The following is a 23,912-nucleotide window of genomic DNA, read 5'->3' on the forward strand; positions in this document are numbered from 1 at the left end:
TTTATAAGGTGTGAAAATCATAATAATTATATAAAATACTGATATACAGCAAAATAAAAAGCCCAAATCATAAGATTTGGGCTTTTTATTTTAGTATTTGGCTAAAATTATTCGTAGAAAAATTGATATGAAATATTTCCTAACACACTATCATCATCAACGCATGTAACAGGATAATCACTTGAATTATACGTATAAGTACTTGTCACACTTTCTCCATCTGACTTAGTTAGCATCACAACATTGTGGTTTATTCCCTGATCATTTCCTGAATCATAAAAAGAAAGTTTCCCCATACCTAAAACATTTTTGAATGGAGTATTTTTAGTATCATAAGTATAGGTTTTGGTTACACCTGCATCCATATCCGTCATCACACTGATTTCTCCGTTTAAAAAAGTAACATTTCCGGTACCGGTTTCGTTAGTCTGGGAAGCCAAATCACCATCATAATACGTTACTGCAACATTTCCTGACGCATCATATACATAAACCTCTTTGAACCCTAAATCTTCATTATGAAGTAATCGTTGAAAGTTTACTAATTGCTCATTTTCATTATAAACAAACAAATCGGTTTGCTCCAATTGATCTGTTTCGCTAAAAAACTCCATTTTGGTTATCAAATTCCCTGTATAAGTGATGTTTTGGTAGGTTCCATCATCATTTACAGTCTTAATTAATTTATTCCCATTATAGAAATAATCTGTTGTATAAACATCTCCGTTAAAATCTGTTTCGATTAATTTCTTTAATAAAACAGGTCCTGATGTATCTTCCGAAGAACTGTCGTTGTCACTGGAACAAGAGGCAAATAAAAGCGCCAAAGCACTAAACGCATAAATAAGTTTTTTCATTTTTTCTAAATAAATTTTAAAAAAAAATAACATTTTCTAGTTATAAAAAAATAAAAAACAATATTATATGTTACAAAAAAAGCCCAAACCGATAACGATTTGAGCTTTAAAGAAGTATCCTTAAAAATATTATTTCACAAAATCTACGGCTTTTTCCAACGCTTCCTTAATTCCGGCAACGTTTTTACCTCCGGCAGTTGCAAAAAACGGTTGTCCGCCTCCGCCACCCTGGATGTATTTTCCAAGCTCGCGAACAACTTGTCCGGCGTTTAAGCCCTTGCTTTCCACCAATTCTTTGGAAATGTAGGCTGTAAGCATTGGTTTTTCGTCTGCAGCGGTGGCTAAAACTAAGAATAGGTTGTCTTTGTTTTGTCCTAATTCGTACGCTAAATCTTTGGCACCGTTCGCATCCAAATCCACCTGAACGGCTAAGAAATCGATGCCGTTGATGTTTTGCAGTTGTGAGGCCAACTCCCCTTTCAGGTTTTTCGCTTTTTCTTTCAGCAACTGTTCGATTTGTTTTTTCAGTTTGACGTTCTCGTCCTGTAAGGAAACTACGGATTTCAGTACATCCTGAGGATTTTTAAGCGTTTCTTTAATTTCTTTCAACGCCGATTCCTGAGCTGCAAAGAACTGTTTCACCGCATCGTTGGTAATCGCTTCTATACGACGGATTCCTGCCGCAACAGCACCTTCACTGGTAATTTTGAAATGCCAGATATCCGCCGTGTTTTTTACGTGAATTCCGCCGCACAATTCCATGCTTTCGCCGAATTTGATGGCACGCACTTTATCGCCGTATTTCTCTCCGAACAACGCCATCGCGCCTTCTTCAATTGCCTGTGCAAACGGGATGCTTCTTCTTTCGATAAGCGGTAATTGCTCCTGAATTCTTGCATTGACAAAATCCTCCACCTGTTGTAATTCCTCATCGGTTACTTTTGCGAAATGTGAGAAGTCGAAACGCAAATAATTAGGTGCCACTAACGATCCTTTCTGCTCTACGTGGGTTCCCAAAACCGAACGCAATGCCTGATGTAGCAAGTGCGTCGCTGAGTGATTGCTCGCTGTATGGTTTCTTAAATCCGTGTTTACTTTTGCCTGAAAACTTCCGTTTACGTTTTCCGGTAAGCTTTTCGCAAAATGCAGGATTAAGTTGTTTTCTTTTTTGGTGTCGATGATTTCGATGGTCTCGTTGGCTGAAACTAAGGTTCCTTTATCGCCAACTTGCCCTCCGCCTTCCGGATAGAATGGCGTGTTGTCTAATACGATTTGGTATAATTTCCCGTCTTTTTTGGAATCCACTTTTCGGAAACGGGTGATTTTCACGTCATTTTCAGTTTGATCGTAGCCTACGAAGGTTTCTACGTTGCCCGGAATTAAAACAGTCCAGTCTTCGGTGGAAACTTCGGAAGCGGCACGGGAACGCGCTTTTTGTTCCGCCATCGATTTTTCGAACTCGTTCTCGTTGAAGGACATGCCTTTTTCTTTCAGAATCAACGCGGTTAAATCTTTAGGAAACCCGAACGTATCGTACAATTCGAAGGCTTTTTCCCCTGAAACTTCGTTGCCTTTGGTCTCGGTTACTACATTTTCCAACAACTGTAACCCTTGGTCTAAGGTTCTTAGGAAAGACGCTTCTTCTTCTTTAATTACATTGGAAACCAGATTTTTCTGCGCCACAATTTCCGGGAAGAAAGCGCCCATCTGATTGGCCAATACCTCAACCAACTGATAAATAAAAGGCTCTTTGGTATCTAAAAACGTAAACCCGTAACGGATCGCACGACGCAAAATACGACGAATTACATAACCCGCTCCGTTGTTGGACGGCAACTGACCGTCAGCAATCGCAAAGGCAACCGCGCGCACGTGGTCTACAATAACGCGAATCGCAATATTGGTTTTATTTTGCTCCTCGCTGATGTTTTTAACTTCGTTATTGGTATATTTTTTTCCGGTGATTTGCTCCACTTTTTCAATAAGCGGTGTGAATACATCGGTGTCGTAGTTGGACGTTACTTTCTGCATCGCCATACACAAACGCTCGAAGCCCATTCCGGTATCTACGTGTTGTGCAGGAAGTTTTTCCAGGGAACCATCGGCTTTACGGTTGAATTCCATGAATACGTTGTTCCAGATTTCAACGACCTGCGGATGATCGGCGTTTACAAAATCACGTCCTGGAACGGCTGCTCTTTCGGCATCAGTACGCAAATCAATATGAATTTCTGAACAAGGCCCACACGGTCCCTGATCGCCCATTTCCCAGAAGTTGTCTTTTTTGTTTCCTAAAATGATGCGGTCTTCCGAAACGTATTGTTTCCAAATGTCGAAAGCTTCTTGGTCAAACGGTACGTTCTCAGCCGGATTTCCTTCAAAAACGGAAACGTACAAACGGTCTTTATCCAGTTTCAAAACTTCGGTTAGGAATTCCCAAGCCCATGCTAACGCCTCTTTTTTGAAGTAATCGCCAAACGACCAGTTCCCCAACATTTCAAACATAGTGTGGTGATAGGTATCAAAACCTACATCTTCCAAATCGTTGTGCTTTCCGGAAACGCGAAGACATTTTTGCGTATCGGCGATTCTTGGTGATTTCGGTGTTCCGTTGCCTAAGAAAAACTCTTTGAACTGAGCCATCCCAGAATTGTTAAACATCAAGGTAGGATCGTCTTTTAAAACAATCGGCGCGGAAGGCACGATTAAGTGGCCTTTGCTTTCAAAAAAATCAAGGTAAGCCTTACGAATGTCTTGTGATTTCATTTTTTTATTCGTTTATGCGGTAATCTGATGATTTGGTTATTCGGAAAATTCACAAACAAACAAAACCACGAATCCGCAAATTTATTTATACATTACAAAAAGTAAAATGGCTGCTCCTTTAGCCCTGATGGGAGCGGTATCTTTTTATACCTGTCAGGTATAAAAAATTTAGCGGACAGCAGGAATAGGGTTTCCAAACAGGCCAAATGTTTCGCTTCAAAAACCGATTAATTTGAAACATTTTTTAAATTTGTTCGTATAACCCTTACAACTGGTTCGCAGGCACCATTTTATAAGCTGCAAAAATAGTATATTTTAGAACATGGCGAAGGTAAAATATGTTTACGATCCTGAAAAATTAGCCTATCGGAAAATCAAACCGAGGAAAGCGCGTAAATTCGGCTATTTTGCCTTGTTTCTGGTGGCTTCGGCGCTGTTTGGCTTTTTGTGTTTTGTGGTACTTTTGAACACTTCGTATTTTGAAACACCGAAAGACCGCATGATGGCGCGCGAAATCGACAACATGAAAATCAATTACGCGATCCTGAACAAACGTCTCGAAGCGCTCAACGAAACCCTGAACGACCTGGAAGACCGCGACAACAATGTGTACCGGGCCTATTTTAACAGTGCGCCGATTGACGAGGAATTGCGAAAAGGCAAAGTTCCGGCAAAAAACCGCTATAAGGAACTCGAAGGCTACAACAATTCGGATTTGGTAATCAATACGGCCAAAAAACTGGATTTGATGGCCAATCAGATGGTATTTCAGTCGAAATCGCTGGACGAAATTGTAAAGCTGGCAAAAGGAAAAGAGAAATTGTTAGCGGCGATTCCGGCTATTCAACCGGTAAAAAATGAAGAGTTAAAGCAAATGGCTTCCGGCTACGGCTACCGAAGCGACCCGTTTACCAAAGTGCGGAAATTCCACAAAGGCATGGATTTCTCGGCAAGAACCGGAACACCAATTTATGCCACCGGCGACGGCGTGGTGGAACGGGCGGATGCGTCGCTTTCAGGCTACGGAAATCACATTGAAATCCGTCACGGCTATGGTTACAAAACGCTGTATGCACATTTGAGCAAGTACAAGGCAAAACCGGGACAACGGGTAAAACGGGGTGATATCATCGGCTATGTGGGAAGTACCGGACGTAGTGAAGCGCCGCATTTGCATTACGAAGTATACCAAAACGGAAAAGTGGTGAACCCGCTGAATTTTTATTACGGCTCGATTTCGGCCAAAGAATATGTTGTAATTTCACAGATTGCGAATCAGGAAAACCAGTCGTTAGACTAAGGGAAAAGTGAGAAAGGAAAAGAAAACAAGAGAAAAAAGAGGAAACCAACTTTGACACATCTCACAACTTATCCCTTACGACTTATCCCTCAAAACAATTAACTAAAAAATGCATTTAGACTTACCAGAGAAAAGATATTACAGCATCGGCGAATTGGCCAAGGCTTTCGACGTGAATGCTTCCTTAATCCGTTTTTGGGACAAGGAATTCGATATTCTGAAACCAAAAAAGAATGCTAAAGGCAATCGTATGTTTACCCCGGAAGACGTAAAAAACCTGCAATTGATTTACCATTTGGTAAAAGAACGCGGTTTCACGCTGGATGGTGCCAAAGTGCATCTGAAAGAAGGACAGAAAAAAACGCTGGATAAATTTGAGGTTATCAGTAAATTAGAAGCAATTAAAGCACAATTGACAAACATCAAAAACGAATTGTAAGTAACAATTTATAAAACGACAGACTAATACAAAAAACAATTTTTAAAACTAGACACATGAGAAAATTTGCACCAATTTTAGTAGGTATTGGACTTTTAGTAATCCTTGGGTTTTGGTACATGGGAATAAAAAACGGAGCTATCCGTGAAAATCAGGCTGTAGGCAAAGAATGGGGTAACGTAGAAACTTCCTACCAGAGAAGAAACGACCTTATCGGCAACCTGGTTAAAACCGTTAAAGGGGCAGCCGATTTTGAAAAAGGTACTTTAACAGCTGTTATTGAAGCCCGTGCAAAAGCAACACAGGTTACTATCGACCCTTCAAATGTTACACCGGAACAATTAGCGCAGTTCAATCAGGCACAGGGCGGTGTTTCTTCTGCTTTATCAAGATTATTGGTAACTGTGGAACAATATCCGGATTTGAAAGCTAACGCTAACTTCTTAAAATTACAAGACGAATTAGCCAGTACAGAAAACCAAATCTTAACAGCAAGAACACGTTTCAACGAAGCCGTTCAGAGCTACAACAATTATATCTTAAAAATCCCGAACAACTGGTTCTTATCGGAATACAAAGAGAAACCTTTCTTTGATGCCGTAGCAGGTGCTGAAAAACCAGTGGATGTGGAGTTCAATTTTGACAACAACCAAGAGAAAAAATAATGTCTTTAACTGAAGATTTTCTGACCCCGGAAGACGAAAAAGAAATCGTGCACGCGATTGCAATAGCCGAAAAAAACACTTCCGGCGAAATCCGGGTTCACATTGAAGCGCATACTGAAAAACCTCCGCTCGAAAGGGCTCAGGAGGTTTTTCACGCTTTAGGCATGAACAATACCGAAGCACGCAACGGCGTTTTGTTTTACGTGGGGGTTCAGGACCATACATTTGCGATTATCGGAGACGAAGGCATCGACACAGTGGTGGAAGCCGATTTCTGGGATTGCACCAAAGACCTTGTGATTGCACATTTCAAAAACAAACGTTTCAAACAAGGCCTGGTGGAAGGCATCTTAAGAGCCGGTGAACGCTTAAAACTTTACTTCCCGTATCAAAGCGATGACACCAACGAATTATCTAACGAAATATCCAAGGGATAATGACAAACTTCCTTTTAAAATTGATAAAATTCTCCGTTACGGTAACCTTGCTGTTATTGCACCAGTTGGGGTTTGCGCAATTTGACATTCCTAAAAAACCGGATTTTCAAACCAGTGTTTACGATTACGCCAATTTGTTGAGTACAACGGAAAAACAACTACTGGAAGAAAAACTTATTCGGTATTCAGATTCGACCACCACGCAAATTGTAGTCATTACCATTGAAGATTTAAAAGGCGAAGACATCGGGATTTTAACGCCGAAATGGGCCCACACCTGGGGCATCGGACAAGCCAAGGAAGACAACGGGATTTTAATTTTACTTTCCAAAAACGACCGCAAAATCTGGATTGCTCCGGGTTATGGCGTAGAAGACCGGCTCACAGCAGGCATTAACGGGGAATTAATCCGCAACATCATCATTCCGGAATTTAAGGCCGGGAGTTTCTACAGCGGATTAAACAAAGGCGCGGATGCCATTTTTGAAGTACTCAAAGGCAAATACAAAGGCAGCCGTATAGCCGATAAACCGGAAGACATCGGCATCGGGAAAATTATTTTCTTCATCATTCTGTTCATCATTATCATCATCATTCTTTCCAAAAGCAATAAAGGTGGAGGAAGTGGTGGCCGTTTTTCCGGACCGGATTTAGGCGACATCATTATCTTAAGCAGCTTAGGCCGTGGCGGTTTTGGCGGCGGAAGTTCTTCTGGTGGTGGATTTGGCGGCGGCGGCTTTGGTGGCGGTTTCGGAGGTGGCGGATTTTCCGGAGGTGGTGCAGGAGGAAGTTGGTAAAACAACGCTTTGTTTTCAGGCACGATTTTCAGTAAAACATATAAACAAAAGAGATTGTTTTCGCAATCTCTTTTTATTTATTACCACTTCCTTAACGCTCAATTTCCCTTTAAAAACGTAACTTTAAGAGAAAAAGAATCATGAAAAACTATGCAATTAAACTGGTGTGGGCAACCACCTTGTATGTTTTTGCATTTGCGGTTTTATGTCAGACGGATGTTTCGTATAACGTATTGGTGGGATTACTGCTATTCGGTTTTCTGTTGATTCCTTATATGGTGTATACTGTGCTTACTGACGACTACACAACTACAAAAACATTTCGGGACTGGTATGAAGATCATGCGGTATAATCTTCATTAGCCCTTAAAAAAAAGAGACTGTTTTGCAGTCTCTTTTTTTAATGAAACATATATCGGTTTCGGGTAGGTTTCTCCTTCCCGGCAAATTTTTCAATTTTATAGGTTAAGGAAAACATGGCATAACGCTTTAAAACCGTATTTTGTTCATCGCGAATGGTGGTCGCCGAAATGGTTCGCGTAGCACTCTGATTCTGGTTCAGCACATCGTATACTTTCACTTTGGCCGTAAACTTTTTGTTGTAAAAACTGTACGACAAACTTGTATTCCACAGGTAAAAATCCTTTTTAAAGCCATCGGCTATATTGGAATTGTAATTGTAGCTGAAATCGTTTCCGAACACCCAGTTTTTCGGCCAGTAATTCGTCGTCTGCAACCCAAATTGGTGCTGAAAGTTCGAAGCCTTCTCTACAAGATAGTTGGTGTATTTGGTATTGTTGGAGATGTAGCGGTAATTCGGAGTAATGGTTAACAATTCCCCATACTCATAGGAGAAATTACCTCCAATTCGCCATCGCACCCCAAAAGCTTCATACAACTCAGCATTGGTAAATCCCTTATTCATCGACAGATTCACATTGGTTCCAAATCCGAACTTAAAGGTATGCGCGTCTTTTTTAATAGATTTGTTTATGTTAAATCCGGTCCATGTGTAGTAATTATCCTGAACATTTTCATACGTTGTGGTGCGCTTTCCATTTGCCGTCACCTCGATTGAGGAAACATACTGCGAGTCGTAATAATTTCCTCCCAGATAAAAACTGAACCCTGATCGGGTGGCGTAGTCATAATTACTGAAACTGGCATACATATAATGCCTCTTGTTCAAATCCAGATTTTCATTACCTACAAAGGTATTCAACGGATTCGATACGTCTTCCACCGGCATCATCTGACTGGCGGAAGGCAAATCGTATTCATAGCTGTAACTGGCCCAGATACTCTTAGACTTGGCCAATTTCCAATACACATTCAAATCTGCCGAAGGCAACACGAAATTCCGGTTCAGATTGGTATTTGTTCCCAAATAAACAGAATTCGCATCAAAACCGATTATGGTAGTACCTCCGTTAAGATTAAAATTAAATTTTTCTTTGTTAATACTGAAACCGGCATTCGGTTTGGCAATTCGGGCTGTGGAAGCAATATAATTGGTCAGGACATCATTCGCGACGGAATACGTTTCGGAAACAGCATCGTAATCAAACGCCTTTTTGTTGTTTGCCGATTTTTGCCATTCGTAGGCCATTCCCACACTTACACTCAATGAATCTTTTAAGGGTTCCGTATAACTCACATCCACATTGTAGTTGTCAGTCGTATTTCTGGATTTTCTGACCTGATTACGGATATCATCAGGATCGGTTCCCTGATAAAACAGCGTAGCGGAATTGTTGTAGGAATCCACATCATCCTGACTGTTGGTACTTCCCACTGAAGTACTCAAATACCTGCCTTTTCTTTTAAACGCTTTGTTCAGGTATAATTTGTTTTCAAACTTATTCCCCGTGCTTTCATCAAAAGTTGCTGCGGTACTCTCGTTTTGCACATTGCCGTCTTCATCGGTCGATACCTGATACGAGTTTTCACGATCTTTTCCGTAAGAACTGGAAAATCGCGGTACGTAAACCACCGTGGTTGTCGAATCAATTTTATATTCTAATTCCATGCTGGCCTGGTGACTAAAACGATCCGATTTGCTTTTCGATTGCGAATCGGTGGTAAAAGCGCCGGATGGCAGGAAGTTAATCTGCTTAGCTCTACTGTCGTTTTTGGCATGCTGATCGGAGAAAAAATAACTGATTTGGGTATCGAAGTTTTTAAACCATTCATCACTGTAATTAATTCCGACCATATTGGATTGGGTAATTCCGGCACCACCGCCAAAACGCATTCCGTTAATCCCGAAAGAGCCGTTATCATTGTAATATACCGAACGATTTCTTCCTCCGCCCATGTTGTCAAAAATCTCATCCATCGAAAAGCCTGTGGAATTGATATTGTTGGAAGAAGCCAAAACACTTAGCTTGCGTTTGTTTTTAAAATAATTCACCAAAGCACTGCTTTCATAGCGGTCATCCGTGCCGTAACCGGCCATGAATTTTCCGAAAAACCCTTTGTTTTTATCTTCATCAATGGTCAGGTTGATACTGGCATTGTTCCCGGAAGCAGGTTTCCCCGACAACTCTTCCTGTTTGGTTTTCGTATCACTTACCTGCACTTTATTGATAATATCCGCCGGCAGATTCTGCAACGCAATTTTGCCGTCTTTATCGAAAAACGGCTTGCCATTCACTAAAATCTGATTCACTTCTTTTCCGTTTACCGTTATTTTCCCATCAGAATCGATTTCCACGCCCGGTAATTGCTTCAGTAAGGTTTCCACGTTGGAATCCGGACGGACTTTAAACGAAGCCGCGTTAAATTCCAGCGTGTCTTTTTTAATCCGAATGGGTGGTGCTTCGGCTTTTACTACAATTTCACCCAACATCGTGGCTTCTTCTTTCAGGGAAATTACCCCAAAATCTTTGTTTTCCGAAATACTGTTCAGCGAAATTTTACGACCTTCAAAACCCGTCATCGAGATTTTCAGCCAGATCGGATTGGAATTTTTTTTCAAATCGAAAGAGAAATTTCCGTTTTTATCGGTGATGGTATAATCGATCAGTGAAGAATCTTTGGCCACGGAGACATACACCGTTACGGCTTCCATGGGCAATTTGGTTTTTTCTTCGATAACTTTCCCTTTAAACTTAATGGAGTTTTGTGCCGATGCCTGTAGCGAAAACACGGCGAAAACTAAAAACAGTACTCTTTGAAACATTGATTTTGGCATAAAAAATTGCGGTTAAAATGATTGCTCATTAAAACCGCGAAATAAAGATTTTATTATGTAAGAAAATGTTTCTTTTTAAAATTTTTAACAGTTTATTTCTGTCTGAAGTAAATATCAATCGGAACACCCGTAAAATTGTAGTGCTGGCGCAATTGATTTTCAATAAAACGCTTGTACGGATCTTTAATATACTGCGGCAAATTGGCAAAAAACACAAACTGAGGCGTTGGCGTTGGCAACTGCATACAATATTTTATTTTCACGTATTTTCCTTTTAAAGCCGGTGGCGGCGTGCGCTCGATAATCGGCAGCATCAGTTCGTTGAATTTGGAAGTGGAAACACGCTGTTTACGGTTTTCATATACTTCTACCGCAGTTTCTAACGCTTTCAGCAAACGCTGTTTGGTTAAAGCAGACACAAACAAAATCGGCACATCGGTAAATGGTTCAATCTCTTTGCGGATTTTCGCTTCGTAATCACGGGCCGACATCGTATCCTTTTCCACCAAGTCCCATTTGTTGACCAAAATCACAATTCCCTTGCGGTTTTTCTCGGCCAGCCAAAAAATATTCTGATCCTGCCCTTCAAAACCACGGGTCGCATCAATCATCAGGATACAAACATCGGAATGTTCAATCGCCCGCACGGAACGCATTACGGAGTAAAATTCCAAATCCTCTTTCACCTTGGCTTTTCTGCGGATTCCCGCCGTGTCCACTAGGTTAAATTCAAATCCGAAACGGTTATATTTGGTATCGATGGCGTCGCGGGTGGTTCCGGCAATATCGGTTACCACGAAACGATCTTCTCCGATTAAGGCATTGATAAACGACGATTTTCCGGCATTCGGTCGTCCTACCACACAAAAACGCGGTAACGGATTTTCCTCTTCCACCGCATCCGGCAATTCCGGTAACACTTTTACCAGCGCGTCCAGCAATTCCCCGGTGCCGCTTCCGTTCATTCCGGCGATGGTAAAATATTCACCCAATCCTAAATTATAGAATTCCACAGCGTCTTTTTCACGCATGGCGTTGTCTACTTTATTGACCGCCAACAAAATCGGCTTGGTTACTTTGCGCAGTAATTTGGCTACTTCCTCGTCCATTGGCGTAATGCCTTCTTCCACATCCACTACAAAAATAATTGCATCGGCTTCGTCAATGGCCAATTCTACCTGTTTGCGGATTTCGCCTTCAAAAATATCGTCGGAACCTTTCACATAACCTCCGGTATCGATTACCGAAAATTCCTTTCCGTTCCACTCGCTTTTCCCGTAATTTCTGTCGCGCGTCACACCGCTCACCGAATCTACGATGGCTTCTCTTCTCTGGATTAAACGGTTAAAAAAAGTCGATTTCCCTACGTTTGGTCTTCCGACTATGGCTACGATATTGTTCATTTTCTGCTATTTTGGTGCAAAGTTAGGCTAATTAACTTGAAGTTGAAAGGGATAAGCGAAAAGGGATCAGGCAAAAGCAAAAATCTTATCCCTTACTCCTCTTTCCTTTTACCTTAATTTTATTTCTGATTGTACCCGAATCGGCGCAATTGAAAGGCGTTGCTTCGCCAGTCTTTGTTCACTTTCACGAACATTTCGATGTGAATCTGTTTTCCGAAGAATTTTTCCAGATCCTCGCGCGCCTGAATCCCGACTTTTTTAATCGCCGAACCTTTGTGCCCGATGATAATTCCCTTCTGGGTGTCGCGCTCCACCATAATCACCGCACGGATTCGGATGATGTTGTCGTCTTCTTTGAATTCTTCGGTTTCTACCTCACACGCATACGGGATTTCCTTATCGTAGTTCAACAGGATTTTCTCGCGGATGGTTTCGTTTACAAAGAAACGCTCCGGTTTATCAGTTAAAGCGTCTTTCGGATAATACGGCGGCGATTCCGGCAACAATTCCAGAATTCGGTCAAAAACGGCACTTACGTTGAAGTTTCCCAAGGCGGAAATCGGAAAAATTTCGGCATTCGGCACTTTTTCTTTCCACAAATTCACTTGTTCTTCCAATTGTTCCTGATTCGATTTATCGATTTTATTCAACAACAACAACACCGGAATTCTGGAATGGATGATTTTGTTGAAAAAGTCTTCGTCTTTCAGTTCCTTCTCGCCTACTTCTACCATGTAAATCAGGATATCTGCATCTTCAAAGGCCGACTTCACGAAATTCATCATGGATTCCTGCATTTCATACGCCGGTTTTATAATCCCCGGAGTATCGGAAAACATAATCTGAAAATCGTCTCCGTTCACAATTCCCAAAATACGGTGTCGGGTAGTTTGTGCTTTAGACGTAATAATGGAAAGGCGCTCCCCAACGAAAGCATTCATTAGCGTGGACTTTCCAACGTTAGGATTTCCGATGATGTTTACAAAACCTGCTTTGTGCGACATGGTAAAAAAATTAGCGTACAAAGGTAGTCATATCAGCCGAATAGACGAAATAATTCAATATTATTCTAAATAAAACTTGTTTTTTCAAATAATCGTTGTACTTTTGCACTCGAAACAGCGCGGGATAGAGCAGTAGGCAGCTCGTCGGGCTCATAACCCGAAGGTCACAGGTTCGAGTCCTGTTCCCGCTACTAAGAAAATATTGAGAATACAAACCGTACAGCGCGGGATAGAGCAGTAGGCAGCTCGTCGGGCTCATAACCCGAAGGTCACAGGTTCGAGTCCTGTTCCCGCTACTAGATGAAGCCACTCAGCAATGAGTGGCTTTTTTTTATTTTACAAAACATGAATACAAAGAAAATCGCCGAATACCGAAAATTACTGGACGTTACCAAGACCGCTACTTTAAAAGAGCTGAAAACGATTTACAGAAAAAGCATGAAGGAAGACCATCCGGATACCGTTGCTGATCCAGTGGAGCGCTTGGCGGCAGAAGAGAGAAGCAAGCAAATCATCGAAGCGTATCACTTTTTGGTAAGCATCGCGCCGGAAACGCTGGAAAAAGACAAAGAGGAATATCTCAAAACCACTACCACTTCGTCAATTTTGGAATTTAACATGGATAACGGCGTGTTATACATTTCCTTTTTGGACGGCAATCAGTTTGAGTATTTTGGCGTGCCGAAAAACACCTACTACAAAATGATTAACGCGGATTCGCCGAACCGTTTTGCCAAACGCCATATCTACAACGAATTTCTGTACCGCAGCGCCAGTAAATTAGTAGCAGCGGAATAAATCATTTTCTCTCAAAGATTTAATCCAACCGCAGATTCGCAGATTTTTTATTCTCTGAATTTTCTATCTGTAAATCTGTTGTATATTTAAAAAAAAAGACCATCAACAAAAGTTGGTGGTTTTTTGGTTATCTGTTTTTATTTGTTAAATTTGAGAATAACCAAAAACAAAACAATTTATGGAATTTAACTACTTAGCAGTATTGGTAGCCGCTCTGGTTACTTTATTGGTTGGATTCGTGTGGTACAGCCCTAAAGTTTTCGGAACCATCTGGATGAACGAAACCGGAATGACCGAAGAAAAAGCCAAACAAAGCAACATGGTAAAAGTTTTCGGCTTAACCATTTTTTACTCCTTAATGCTGGCCTTCATTTTGCCTGCGTTAACCATTCACCAAATGAGTGCTTTGGGTATGATTGGCGGGCCGGAATTCATTGAAACTGCCAAACCTTCTTATGCCGCTTTTATGGCCGATTACGGTGATGCTTTCCGCACCTTCAAACATGGCGCTTTTCATGGTTTCTTTGCGGGATTGTTCATCGCCTTGCCGATTACAGCCATCAACGCACTTTTTGAGCAGAAATCCTGGAAATATATTTTAGTAAATGCCGGCTATTGGATTGTTTCCCTAACTATTATGGGAGCGATTATCTGCGGATGGGAGTAAGAATTAACATTTTATTATAGCACAATCGCTCTACCTTTGTAGGGCGATTTTTTTGATTTTGAGCACGACCACTTTCACGATTTATTCGAAAATTTCAGAGCTCCCCAAAAACTGGGACGACGTGGCTATAGCCAATGCTTTTCTGCAAACGCCGTATCTGAAAGTACTCGAAACTTCGGCCCCGACCAACATGCAGTGTTTTTACATCGGCATTTTTGAAAACTCCGAACTGATTGGCGTGGCGTTGGCGCAATACTTAAATCTGAACCAACTGGAATCATTTGGGGAACGGGACAAATGTTTAAAAACCGCCGTCCGGAATTTCGTTTTTAAGAACTTCGCGTCGCATGTGCTGTTTTTGGGCAACAATATGATTACCGGACAAAACGGGTATACCTTCAACAAAGAAATTGATTTTGAACACATCAGCAGGGTTTTGGTGGAATGTGCCGAGGCAATTATAGGGTATTTCAAAAAGAACCGAATCAACATTCACTTGGTTTCGTTTAAGGATTTTTACCCGTATTGCGCCGATGCATTGAAACGTTTTGATTTCAAAAACATCTACGAATTCAACACGCAGCCCAACATGATTTTCAGGCTTTCAGACGACTGGAAAACCAAAGACGATTATGTAGCGGCTTTTTCCAAAAAATACCGCGATCAGTACAAACGGGCACGTAAGAAATGTGACAGGGTTCTCACCAAAGAACTGAGTCTTGAGGAAATTACCGCAAACGAAGAACGGATTTACGAGTTGTACCACCATGTGGCCAAAAACGCGCCGTTCAACACGTTTTTCCTGGCTAAGAACCATTTTTCGACTTTTAAAAAGCAACTGAACGAGCAATTTGTACTGGTGGGTTATTTTATGGAGGAAAAATTAGTCGGGTTTCACACCTTACTGCTGAACGGAACGGTGCTGGAAACGTATTTCTTAGGCTACGATTCGGAAATACAGAAAGAAAAAATGCTGTACCTGAACATGCTGTACAACATGACGGAATTCGGGATTGAAAAAGGCTACAAAAAAATCATTTTCGGAAGAACGGCTTTGGAAATTAAAAGTTCCGTTGGGGCCGAACCGGTGAGAATGTCCGGATTCATTTACCATCGCAACGGGCTGATTAACCAATACATCGGAAAGATTTTTACCAATCTGGAACCGGAAGCCCAATGGCAACAGCGCCACCCTTTTAAATAAAACCGACGTTCAAAAAGTTCCCAAAGTTGTCCTTTAGCCCCGATGGGAGCGGCACCGCGTAGAGCGGACAGCGGGAAAATGGCTTATTCGCTGCCCGGACGTTTGGCTCCAAATTTTACTGCGCTTCCAATTCCATCTGAACGTTTTCCCAGTCTTCGAGCAATTGATCCAAGTCTTTCTTTTTCTTTTCGTAAGCCGCAAAAAACGAGGCATCCTGCATTAGTTTTTCGTAGTTTTCCACAAGTGCTTTGTCGTCTTTCTGTATGTCGGTTTCCAGTTGTTGGATCTGGCTTTCGATTTTGCTTAGTTTATTCTGAAGTGATTTGTTTTTCTTCTGATCTTCGTAAGACAAGGCTTTGTTTTCTTTCGGCGTTTCTTTGACTACCACGTCTTTCTTTTCGACTTCACGCATGTTCTGCACGTTGCGCTGCTCCAAGAAGAAGTTGATGTCGCCCAAGTATTCCTTGATTTTCTGGTCTTTGAATTCGTAAACAATGTTTGCCATACCCTGAAGGAAATCACGGTCGTGGGACACCAACAGCAGCGTCCCCTCAAATTGCTGTAAAGCGGCTTTTAAAACGTTTTTCGATTTGATGTCTAAGTGATTCGTCGGCTCGTCCATGATTAACACGTTAAACGGCTGTAAAAGCAGTTTACAAAGCGCCAGACGGTTGCGTTCCCCTCCGGACAGTACTTTTACTTTTTTCTCCACATCGTCTCCACGAAACAAGAAAGCCCCTAACATATCGCGTACTTTGGAACGGTTGGTGTCGGTGGCGGCCTCGGTCATGGTGTCCAATAAGGTTTTTTCGCCGTCGAGATATTCAGCTTGGTTTTGGGCAAAATACCCTACCTGAACATTGTGTCCTAATTTAATATTGCCTTCGTATTCGAATTCATTCAGAATGGCTTTTACAAACGTGGATTTCCCCTGTCCGTTCTGTCCTACGAAGGCTATTTTACTGCCGCGTTCCACTAAAAGGGAAATGTCTTTCAGGATGGTTTTGTCTCCGTATTTTTTAGTCACGTGCTCGGCTTCCACTACTACCCTGCCCGGCGTTACGGAAACCGGAAAGGAAATGCTCATCACCGAATTGTCGTCTTCATCCACTTCAATGCGCTCCACCTTGTCCAGTTTCTTGATAAGCGATTGTGCCATCGAAGCTTTGGAGGCTTTGGCGCGGAATTTTTCGATTAGTTTTTCGGTTTCCTCGATTTTCTTCTGCTGATTCTTTTGTGTGGCCAACTGCTTTTCACGGATTTCCTGACGCAGCACTAAATATTGGGAATACGGTTTGTTGTAGTCGTAAATCTTTCCTAAAGAAATTTCTATGGTACGGTTTGTCACGTTATCCAGGAACATTTTGTCGTGGGAAATGATTACTACCACGCCCGGAAACGATTTTAAGAACCCTTCCAGCCAGATGATACTTTCGATGTCTAAGTGGTTCGTTGGCTCATCCAGCAATAAAATGTCGTTATTCTGCAGTAATAATTTTGCTAATTCAATACGCATGCGCCATCCGCCGGAAAAGGTATCAGTTAGGTTGTTGAATTCTTCTCGTTTGAATCCTAAGCCCAAAAGGATTTTTTCGGTGTCGCCCACGTAGTTGTAGCCGCCTAAAATTTCGTAATGATGGGTCACATCGCTTAACTGTTCGATCAGTTCGGAATATTCGGCGCTTTCGTAATCGGTTCGGGTGGCCAGCTGATGGTTGATTTCATCCATTTTGAATTCGGCCTGCTTGATTTCCTCAAAAGCCTGATACGCTTCTTCCAACACGGTTCGGCCCTGAACAAAATCAATGTCCTGACGCAGAAAGCCGATGCGCACTTCTTTTTCGGTGGCAATGCTTCCGGTATCGGGCTGCATGTCGCGCGAGATAATTTTCAGCATGGTGGATTTTCCGGCGCCGTTTTTCCCGACAAGACCAACACGATCGCCCGCTCCCAAACGAAACGTTACTTCTTCAAACAAATACGTTCCTCCAAAAGAAACCGACAAATTGTGAATATTAAGCATATTTTTGTGACTAATGTTACCAAGGCAATTCTGAAAATAAAGTACCTTTACTGAAATTTTTTGCAAATGTTAAAAAAAGGATCGAAACTCAACAGCATTTTAACAGGAAGTTGTCCTAAATGTCAGGAAGAAAGCATGTACCTGGACCAAAATCCTTACCACTTGGGGAATATTTTCAAAATGCATGACACCTGCAGCCATTGCCACACCCGATATAAAATTGAACCTTCTTTCTTTTACGGCGCCATGTATGTAAGCTACGGTGTTGGAATTGCTTTTGGTGTTGCGGCTTTTATAATCAGCTATTTGTTTATCGGAACAAATTTAAAAACGGCTTTCATTGCTATTATCGCTACTTTAATTGTTTTTATGCCGGTAATCATGCGATTGTCCCGCAACATCTGGATTAATTTTTTTATCCACTACGACAAAAACTGGAAAAACCAACAACCATAAAGGAGCTTAGTTAGCTCCTCTTTTTTTATAAAAACGCTTCACATCGATTTGCGGATCTAACTCGGCTCCCGATTCAAGATGCTCGAACAGTTCTTTGGCTAGCCAAGGACCAAGCATAACGCCGCGTGTTCCCAATCCGTTCAGAATATGGAGATTCTTGTGGTCGGGATGTGTACCTACTAACGGTCTTCTGTCGTTAACGGTTGGACGGACTCCGGCGAAATGGTCTACGACTTCGAAATCACAGGAGATGATTTCTTTCAGGCTTGCCACCAATTCCTGTTTACCTTCTTCGGTTGGCAGATCGGTTTTATCGTCCCAATTGTAGGTGGCACCTACTTTAAATAAGTTGTTCCCCATCGGCAGAATAAATACGCTGGATTTTAAAACCACGTCTAAATCCAACCCTGGAGCTTTTATGATGATTAGTTCTCCCTTGGTTCCGTCTAAGGGCAAATCATTGAAGTACTGGTTCCCTTTTAAGCCAAATCCGTCGGCTAAAATTACTTTTCTATACTGCTGGGAATGGTATTCCACATAATCTTCGTGAAAAATCAAATCGGGATACCTAAACGCTTCCCGAAACAACAACCCTTGCTCTTCAAGTTTAGCATTGTAAGTTGACAACAAAACCGTTGTGTCTACATAGCCTGTGTGCAAAACTTCACCGTAACCGTATTCCGCTTCAATTCCTGAAAATTGCCTGGTAATAATTTTGGTTGCCAGAAATGGGGAAAGTTTGGGCTTGTCGGCAGCCTGAAACCAGTTGTTCTGTTCTTCAATGGAGGCAAACTTTCGGTACACCGGCATGGTAAAATCAAACTTACAATGGAGTCTTTCTTCAATCCTTTTGTAAAAAGGCAAGGCGTAGTGAAGCTGTTCCGTGGCTTTCCAAACCTGACTGAAGCGTTTCAGGATTACCGGATTGTACAATCCGGCAGCTACTTTGGAAGAAGAAAAACGAAAGTCGTCTATTACGCGAAAAGTCTTGTCATGTAAAAAAGCCGTTTCGGCAAACGAAATTCCGGCCAAACCGGAACCTACTATAAGATACTCTGTCATGGTACAAAAATAAAAAACTCCTGCCGATTGACAGGAGTTTTTCTATAATTTGAGAATTTTAGTAATTCCACATATCCATTTCGAAGTTGCGGATTTTCTCTTTTACTCTCTCGGATTCTAACAATTGCATCTGAGCATTTTCTTTCATGTACTGCTCGATGGTTCTGTCTCCGTATACGTTCTCTTCTTTGTAAATAACACCGCTGAATCGACGCGCATTTAACAAGTGGTCGAACGTCATAGGCATAGCAGAGTTTCTGTCGTTGAAAGCCTTTGCTTCGTGTAAAACGTCGCGGATTGAAGGGAAATACACCCAGAACAATTCAATAACGTCAGCATTGTCATTTCCAATATCTCTAGCTTCAGGAGAAACCGGACAGATTCCCAACATTCTGTATTTCAACTCGCCTTGACGCTTGTCAAAATACCAGTAACCTTTAACTTTATATCCTGAAATATCAATAGCTGTTAAATCTCTTTTATCTATAAACTGAGGATCTAACACTCTTTTAGCTGTTCCAGGAACAGTTTTGGTAACCCATTTTCCGTTAACCTTTTCTTTAACAGTTTGCGGCTGTGGGAAATAATCCTCATAGTAAGTATTAATCTCATCCCTACCTGCCTGAGTGGTATCGATATAAGAAAAAGAAGATTCCATATCCTTCAGTGTCTTTTTGGTTGTGAAATAATCATCACCATACACCTCTGTGATTCTTCCGCTTTTGATACCTTTTAAAAGAACATCAAATAAAGAACGTCTGTCTTTACCAATATTAGCAGTATCGATTGGATAGTATAAAGGAAAATTAACTCTTTCATCTAAGTCGATGATTTCCCAAGTTGTTTTTCCCATCAATACATCACGATCATGCACATATCCGTAAGGCAACGGCTTATCATTATCCGCATTCATCTGAGCAGCTGTTTTTTTACCAATCTCATCAGGAGTTTTGGCATTTAAAAGGTTCGACTGCGCAAAAGAAGTATAACCTCCTGCTACTGCGAAAAATACTACTAAAAATTTTCTCAATTTCATGTTCAAAATTTAAAGGTTATTTAAGCTGGGGTACTTAAACATTATTGAATTTCGTATACAACCGGAGCTGTTTTACCTGTCACAATGTTAGCAGTAACACCAACAATTTTTGTTTTAATATCAGAGATAGTTACCACATCTCCACGACCAGCTCTGGCTAAAGCAGCTTTACACTGTGCGTTTACTCTGTCTCCATTTACAATAACTGCCGGCTGACCAGGAACTTTAAATGTAAATTGCGTTACTTGGAAGTTTAAGTCATACAAGAAGTCTTCCAATTTAGCAGAAACCTGAGACACTTCTAAACGTGACTTAGATCCTTTCACTGTTCCAGTTGTTCCACCGATTGCACCAAAAGGAGGCGGAATATTTTTGATACGGAAAACTTTCTTATCCGATACTGTTTTACCATCAGGTAATTTACCAGTAGCAGTAATAGTCACTTCTGTACCAGAACCAGGGTTTAAGTTATATTTACCTTTTCCAGTAGATGTTAATCCAGGAGCAGAAGCTGTAACTTTATCCTCAGCAATACCTGCGAATGAAATTGTCATCGGGTTAGGTAAACCTCTATACACCACATTCATTTTATCAGCAGAAATGTTAGCTGAATTAGGACGAGGCACAACCACATATTTCCCTTCGAATTTCAATGGAATTTCTTTTCCGTCTTCCAAGAAACCAAATTCTCCTGAGATGTTTTGTTCTCCAACACCACCAGCCGTCATCGAGATAACTGCTTGTCCGTTTTCGATTTTACCAGGTCCTTTGAAAGAAGTTGGCTGAGTGTTTGCGTCATAACGGCCTAAAACCACTTTACCTTTAACCTCTTCCCCTTGGAAATATGCATTTTTCTCTAATACAACAATTGCCTGGAAGTTTTTCATAGAAGCAGCCTGTTTCAAAGCGTTTCCTAAGAATAAGTTATAAGCACCAGCCTCTGTATTTTTAACATCGTTTTGCATAGACGTAAACAATGTTAAAGTAGAAACTGCAGGGAATCCTTTAGTCTTATAATCTAAGAATTTTTTCTTTACTCCCTCTCTGTCTGTAATATCAGCTGTTGAGAATTTTTTCTCAATCTCTTTAATAAAAGGACCGTATTTTACATCGTTTCCTAATACTTTTTTAATATCAGCAACATACTTGTCGATTTTTGAAACAATTTCAGTACCTCTTGCACTGTAACCGTCACCGGCAAACCATTTCTCATCGATAGTAGACTTATCCATTGCCTCGAAAGGTAATTTCCCAGTTTCCTTATCAACTTCAATTCCTTCAGTAACTTCAGCTTTAACTTTTTCTAAGAAAGCCGTAAACTCTTTAGAAATTCTGGAAACTTCTTGTGCTTTTTTAGCAGACTCACCATATTTCGCAGGCTCGTCACTTGCTTTAGTATTTAAAGCAGACAATAAAGTTTCATTGGACTGCTCTGTTAATTTGTTTGACTCGTCAAATTTGTCATTGAAATTACCAAAAGCAGTTAATACTTCTTTTGACATGTTTAATGCCAACATCGCGATGAAAACCAAGTACATTAGGTTAATCATCTTCTGTCTAGGGGTTAATTTTCCTCCTGCCATTTCTTCTAATTAGTTTATAAGATTAAATAAAATAATAATGAAACTAATTAGCCTCTGTTACTCATTGCAGAAAGCATTCCGCCATATACGTTGTTTAATGAAGATAAGTTAGCAGCCAATGATTGCATTTGATCTTTCAATTTCAAGTTGTTTTCTGCAACTTCTTTATTGATTTCTGCATTACGAGACGCACTCTCTAACTGAATTTTATACATGCTGTTTAAGCTTTCTAACTGAGCAGCAGCCAATCCCATCTCTTCAGCATATTTCTTTTGAGAAGCAATAGCATCCACAGTTGGCGCCATATTTTTAGCAGCTCCTTCAAAGTTTTTAATGCTGTTTCCTAAGCTAGCCATTAACTCGCCGTCAATTTTAGCCTCTTTTAACATATTGTCTAATTTCTGAGATAATAAACCTTGAGCTTCTGCTGGGTTTTCACCTTTTTTGGCATCTCTTTTTGTAACTTCTCCACCTGCTAATTCAGGATAAACCAAAGTCCAATCTAATTCTTTCTCAACCGGGTCAAACGCAGACAAACCGAAAATAGCCGCTTCTGTCAATAGACCGATAATCAACATTGGACCAGCTCCAGGCCAGTGCATCAATTTAAATAATGCTCCAACGATAACTACTGCCGCCCCCATACCGTAGGCGAAGTTCATAACTTTTTTTGGTAATAATGCCATAATAAATAAATTTAGTTAGTTAAGTTAATATAAAAAATTGGTTAATTTTTTCTGTTTTTATTTCGGCTCAGTTGCAGTATTACTAGTTCCCATATAATCCTGAACTGTTCTAAATCCGATATATGATCTTGCAGAATCTGCATATTCATAATCACGAGTACTCACCTGCAAGAAATACGCTACATCTTTCCAAGAACCACCACGAGTCACTTTTCTTTGGTTAGACAAATCCGGCACGTTAGGATTCATAGTAGAAACATATTCATAAGCTGCCGGGTCATAAGAAGAATCCGTCCACTCCGCAACGTTACCTGCCATATTATACAAGTGAAATTCATTTGGCTCATATGATTTTGCCTCAACAGTATACAAGGCTCCATCCGCCGCGTAATCCCCACGATTAGGCTTGAAGTTAGCCAAGAAACAACCTCTGTCATTTTTAGCATAAGGACCTCCCCAAGGATAAGTACCTGACTCCAGACCACCTCTGGCAGCATATTCCCACTCTGCCTCTGTTGGCAAACGGAAAGAGTTCACCTGATCTCTACCTTTTCTCTTTTTAATATAAGAGTTCTTGTTCAAAGTTCTCCAAGCACAAAACGCTTTCGCCTGCTTCCAAGACACTCCAACCACCGGATAATCTCCATACGCTTGGTGCCAGAAGTAATCGTTATGCATTGGCTCATTATAAGAGTAAGCAAAGTCCTTAATCCAAACCGTTGTATCCGGATAAATCTGAATGCTTTCCGTTTTGATAAACTTACTTCTCTTCGTTCTGCTACTTCCAACCGATTTGTCTTTAGCCGCAGCCTGAATATCCATCCAAGTATATCGGAATTGCAACTTCGAAACATCAAATGTTCTTAACCCGTTATACGACTCAGACGCAGGTAAATACAAAGAATCCATTACTTCAACATAATACTCATCAGGATATTTCTGAACATCGGTATGCAATTTAACTTTTCTATTCAAACGCCTTCCAGCATAAGGATCTTCATCTGTCCCCACACTATAATAGTTCTCATACATATATTTATCGTACGCAGACATTTTTGCCGGATCCTGATCTTTAAATGCAAAATCACCAATACTTCCGCCTTTTCCTCCGTTACCGGAACCAGGCTTTTGTCCTTGCTCATCTGCCAAAATAGCCAAACGAGTTCTGATGATTGAATCTTTCACCCATTCTACAAACTGACGATACTCACTATTTGTGATTTCCGTTTCATCCATATAAAAGGAACGAACTGTAACAGTTTTTGTCGGAGCATCACCAACATTGGCCAAATCATCGTCTGATTTACCCATAATAAAGGCGCCTCCAGGAACCAAAGTCATTCCAAACGGCTTCTCTGGATGCCATTTCCTTCCTTTAACTCCTACTAGCTCTCCTCTGTCGTTCTTGTGACAGCTGCTAACGAATAATGATAAAAGTGCTGTTAACGCTATGAACTTCTTCATATAAATTTGGGTTAATTATATACACATTTTTAAGGGCGTAAACCTATTTATTTATTTTCAAAAAAACAA

The 23,912-nt window shown here is 40.9% G+C and carries 21 protein-coding genes and 2 tRNA genes; 12 read left to right on the top strand and 11 right to left on the bottom strand.

Annotated elements, in window-relative coordinates; translation table 11 throughout:
• Positions 1-107: 107 nt before the first annotated feature.
• Both G498_RS0101430 and alaS read right to left on the bottom strand, forming a co-directional pair.
• Positions 108-857 carry a hypothetical protein gene (locus G498_RS0101430; protein ID WP_131387699.1) on the bottom strand — a complete coding sequence of 250 codons (750 nt, stop codon included), beginning with the start codon at positions 855-857 and terminating at the stop codon, positions 108-110.
• 129 nt (positions 858-986) lie between these two features.
• Positions 987-3,623, bottom strand: a complete 2,637-nt coding sequence (gene alaS / locus G498_RS0101435; protein ID WP_026979499.1) for an alanine--tRNA ligase — start codon at positions 3,621-3,623, stop codon at positions 987-989.
• 322 nt (positions 3,624-3,945) lie between these two features.
• On the opposite strand from alaS, the gene G498_RS0101440 reads away from it, so the two are divergent.
• From G498_RS0101440 to G498_RS0101465, 6 genes are all read left to right on the top strand, one after another.
• Entirely contained in the window at positions 3,946-4,923 is a 978-nt protein-coding gene (locus G498_RS0101440; RefSeq protein WP_026979500.1) for a M23 family metallopeptidase, read from the top strand.
• Positions 4,924-5,032: 109 nt separating this feature from the next.
• A complete protein-coding gene (locus G498_RS0101445; RefSeq protein ID WP_026979501.1) occupies positions 5,033-5,362 on the top strand; it encodes a MerR family transcriptional regulator in 330 nt (109 codons plus the stop codon).
• Positions 5,363-5,418: 56 nt separating this feature from the next.
• Positions 5,419-6,027: a LemA family protein gene (locus G498_RS0101450; protein WP_026979502.1), complete on the top strand. Its 609-nt coding sequence runs from the start codon at positions 5,419-5,421 to the stop codon at positions 6,025-6,027.
• Positions 6,027-6,464: a TPM domain-containing protein gene (locus G498_RS0101455; protein WP_026979503.1), complete on the top strand. Its 438-nt coding sequence runs from the start codon at positions 6,027-6,029 to the stop codon at positions 6,462-6,464. Before G498_RS0101450 ends, G498_RS0101455 begins: the two co-directional genes overlap by 1 nt.
• A complete protein-coding gene (locus G498_RS0101460) occupies positions 6,464-7,261 on the top strand; it encodes a TPM domain-containing protein (protein WP_035744687.1) in 798 nt (265 codons plus the stop codon). Before G498_RS0101455 ends, G498_RS0101460 begins: the two co-directional genes overlap by 1 nt.
• 140 nt (positions 7,262-7,401) lie before the next feature.
• Positions 7,402-7,614 carry a hypothetical protein gene (locus G498_RS0101465; protein WP_026979505.1) on the top strand — a complete coding sequence of 71 codons (213 nt, stop codon included), beginning with the start codon at positions 7,402-7,404 and terminating at the stop codon, positions 7,612-7,614.
• Positions 7,615-7,661: 47 nt separating this feature from the next.
• Here G498_RS0101465 and G498_RS0101470 read toward each other — a convergent pair whose 3' ends face one another.
• The 3 genes from G498_RS0101470 to era form a co-directional block, all read right to left on the bottom strand.
• The gene (locus G498_RS0101470) at positions 7,662-10,445 is read right to left on the bottom strand and encodes an outer membrane beta-barrel protein (RefSeq protein WP_035744690.1); all 2,784 of its coding nucleotides are present in this window, start codon (positions 10,443-10,445) and stop codon (positions 7,662-7,664) included.
• Between the two features lie 104 nt (positions 10,446-10,549).
• Entirely contained in the window at positions 10,550-11,860 is a 1,311-nt protein-coding gene (gene der / locus G498_RS0101475) for a ribosome biogenesis GTPase Der (protein WP_026979507.1), read from the bottom strand.
• A 119-nt stretch (positions 11,861-11,979) separates the two neighbouring features.
• Positions 11,980-12,864, bottom strand: a complete 885-nt coding sequence (gene era / locus G498_RS0101480; protein ID WP_026979508.1) for a GTPase Era — start codon at positions 12,862-12,864, stop codon at positions 11,980-11,982.
• Between the two features lie 118 nt (positions 12,865-12,982).
• Here era and G498_RS0101485 point away from each other — a divergent pair.
• The 5 genes from G498_RS0101485 (at position 12,983) to G498_RS0101505 (ending at position 15,533) form a co-directional block, all read left to right on the top strand.
• Positions 12,983-13,055, top strand: a tRNA-Met gene (locus G498_RS0101485).
• 32 nt (positions 13,056-13,087) lie between these two features.
• Positions 13,088-13,160, top strand: a tRNA-Met gene (locus G498_RS0101490).
• Between the two features lie 49 nt (positions 13,161-13,209).
• Positions 13,210-13,662 (top strand): KTSC domain-containing protein, encoded by a 453-nt coding sequence (locus tag G498_RS0101495; RefSeq protein ID WP_035744693.1) that lies wholly within the window; start codon positions 13,210-13,212, stop codon positions 13,660-13,662.
• A 178-nt stretch (positions 13,663-13,840) separates the two neighbouring features.
• Positions 13,841-14,329, top strand: coding sequence for a DUF1761 domain-containing protein (locus G498_RS0101500; RefSeq protein WP_026979510.1), 489 nt, complete (start codon positions 13,841-13,843; stop codon positions 14,327-14,329).
• 58 nt (positions 14,330-14,387) lie between these two features.
• A complete protein-coding gene (locus G498_RS0101505) occupies positions 14,388-15,533 on the top strand; it encodes a GNAT family N-acetyltransferase (protein WP_117616538.1) in 1,146 nt (381 codons plus the stop codon).
• A gap of 115 nt (positions 15,534-15,648) precedes the next feature.
• Here G498_RS0101505 and G498_RS0101510 read toward each other — a convergent pair whose 3' ends face one another.
• Positions 15,649-17,556 carry an ABC-F family ATP-binding cassette domain-containing protein gene (locus tag G498_RS0101510; RefSeq protein ID WP_026979512.1) on the bottom strand — a complete coding sequence of 636 codons (1,908 nt, stop codon included), beginning with the start codon at positions 17,554-17,556 and terminating at the stop codon, positions 15,649-15,651.
• 66 nt (positions 17,557-17,622) lie between these two features.
• Here G498_RS0101510 and G498_RS0101515 point away from each other — a divergent pair, with 66 nt between their 5' ends.
• Positions 17,623-18,012 (top strand): DUF983 domain-containing protein, encoded by a 390-nt coding sequence (locus G498_RS0101515; protein ID WP_026979513.1) that lies wholly within the window; start codon positions 17,623-17,625, stop codon positions 18,010-18,012.
• A gap of 6 nt (positions 18,013-18,018) precedes the next feature.
• Here G498_RS0101515 and G498_RS0101520 read toward each other — a convergent pair whose 3' ends face one another.
• From G498_RS0101520 to porK, 5 genes are read right to left on the bottom strand one after another with little or no spacing between them, the layout of a single operon-like run.
• A complete protein-coding gene (locus G498_RS0101520; protein WP_026979514.1) occupies positions 18,019-19,074 on the bottom strand; it encodes an NAD(P)/FAD-dependent oxidoreductase in 1,056 nt (351 codons plus the stop codon).
• Between the two features lie 58 nt (positions 19,075-19,132).
• Positions 19,133-20,110: a type IX secretion system ring subunit PorN/GldN gene (gene porN, locus G498_RS0101525; protein WP_026979515.1), complete on the bottom strand. Its 978-nt coding sequence runs from the start codon at positions 20,108-20,110 to the stop codon at positions 19,133-19,135.
• Between the two features lie 41 nt (positions 20,111-20,151).
• Positions 20,152-21,693: a type IX secretion system motor protein PorM/GldM gene (gene porM / locus G498_RS0101530; RefSeq protein ID WP_026979516.1), complete on the bottom strand. Its 1,542-nt coding sequence runs from the start codon at positions 21,691-21,693 to the stop codon at positions 20,152-20,154.
• 47 nt (positions 21,694-21,740) lie between these two features.
• Positions 21,741-22,379 (bottom strand): type IX secretion system motor protein PorL/GldL, encoded by a 639-nt coding sequence (gene porL, locus G498_RS0101535; protein ID WP_026979517.1) that lies wholly within the window; start codon positions 22,377-22,379, stop codon positions 21,741-21,743.
• 57 nt (positions 22,380-22,436) lie between these two features.
• Positions 22,437-23,843 (bottom strand): T9SS ring complex lipoprotein PorK/GldK, encoded by a 1,407-nt coding sequence (porK, locus tag G498_RS0101540; RefSeq protein ID WP_026979518.1) that lies wholly within the window; start codon positions 23,841-23,843, stop codon positions 22,437-22,439.
• Positions 23,844-23,912: the final 69 nt, after the last annotated feature.

It is taken from the genome of Flavobacterium suncheonense GH29-5 = DSM 17707 (genome assembly GCF_000430025.1).
Taxonomy (GTDB): domain Bacteria; phylum Bacteroidota; class Bacteroidia; order Flavobacteriales; family Flavobacteriaceae; genus Flavobacterium; species Flavobacterium suncheonense.

Coding starts and splice junctions, on each gene's coding strand:
- porN (WP_026979515.1), bottom strand. CDS start 20,110: ATGAAATTGAGAAAATTTTTAGTAGTATTTTTCGCAGTAGCAGGAGGT.
- porM (WP_026979516.1), bottom strand. CDS start 21,693: ATGGCAGGAGGAAAATTAACCCCTAGACAGAAGATGATTAACCTAATG.
- G498_RS0101445 (WP_026979501.1), top strand. CDS start 5,033: ATGCATTTAGACTTACCAGAGAAAAGATATTACAGCATCGGCGAATTG.
- G498_RS0101470 (WP_035744690.1), bottom strand. CDS start 10,445: ATGTTTCAAAGAGTACTGTTTTTAGTTTTCGCCGTGTTTTCGCTACAG.
- G498_RS0101500 (WP_026979510.1), top strand. CDS start 13,841: ATGGAATTTAACTACTTAGCAGTATTGGTAGCCGCTCTGGTTACTTTA.
- alaS (WP_026979499.1), bottom strand. CDS start 3,623: ATGAAATCACAAGACATTCGTAAGGCTTACCTTGATTTTTTTGAAAGC.
- porK (WP_026979518.1), bottom strand. CDS start 23,843: ATGAAGAAGTTCATAGCGTTAACAGCACTTTTATCATTATTCGTTAGC.
- G498_RS0101430 (WP_131387699.1), bottom strand. CDS start 857: ATGAAAAAACTTATTTATGCGTTTAGTGCTTTGGCGCTTTTATTTGCC.
- der (WP_026979507.1), bottom strand. CDS start 11,860: ATGAACAATATCGTAGCCATAGTCGGAAGACCAAACGTAGGGAAATCG.
- G498_RS0101450 (WP_026979502.1), top strand. CDS start 5,419: ATGAGAAAATTTGCACCAATTTTAGTAGGTATTGGACTTTTAGTAATC.
- G498_RS0101520 (WP_026979514.1), bottom strand. CDS start 19,074: ATGACAGAGTATCTTATAGTAGGTTCCGGTTTGGCCGGAATTTCGTTT.
- G498_RS0101510 (WP_026979512.1), bottom strand. CDS start 17,556: ATGCTTAATATTCACAATTTGTCGGTTTCTTTTGGAGGAACGTATTTG.
- era (WP_026979508.1), bottom strand. CDS start 12,864: ATGTCGCACAAAGCAGGTTTTGTAAACATCATCGGAAATCCTAACGTT.
- G498_RS0101465 (WP_026979505.1), top strand. CDS start 7,402: ATGAAAAACTATGCAATTAAACTGGTGTGGGCAACCACCTTGTATGTT.
- G498_RS0101440 (WP_026979500.1), top strand. CDS start 3,946: ATGGCGAAGGTAAAATATGTTTACGATCCTGAAAAATTAGCCTATCGG.
- G498_RS0101455 (WP_026979503.1), top strand. CDS start 6,027: ATGTCTTTAACTGAAGATTTTCTGACCCCGGAAGACGAAAAAGAAATC.
- G498_RS0101495 (WP_035744693.1), top strand. CDS start 13,210: ATGAATACAAAGAAAATCGCCGAATACCGAAAATTACTGGACGTTACC.
- porL (WP_026979517.1), bottom strand. CDS start 22,379: ATGGCATTATTACCAAAAAAAGTTATGAACTTCGCCTACGGTATGGGG.
- G498_RS0101460 (WP_035744687.1), top strand. CDS start 6,464: ATGACAAACTTCCTTTTAAAATTGATAAAATTCTCCGTTACGGTAACC.
- G498_RS0101515 (WP_026979513.1), top strand. CDS start 17,623: ATGTTAAAAAAAGGATCGAAACTCAACAGCATTTTAACAGGAAGTTGT.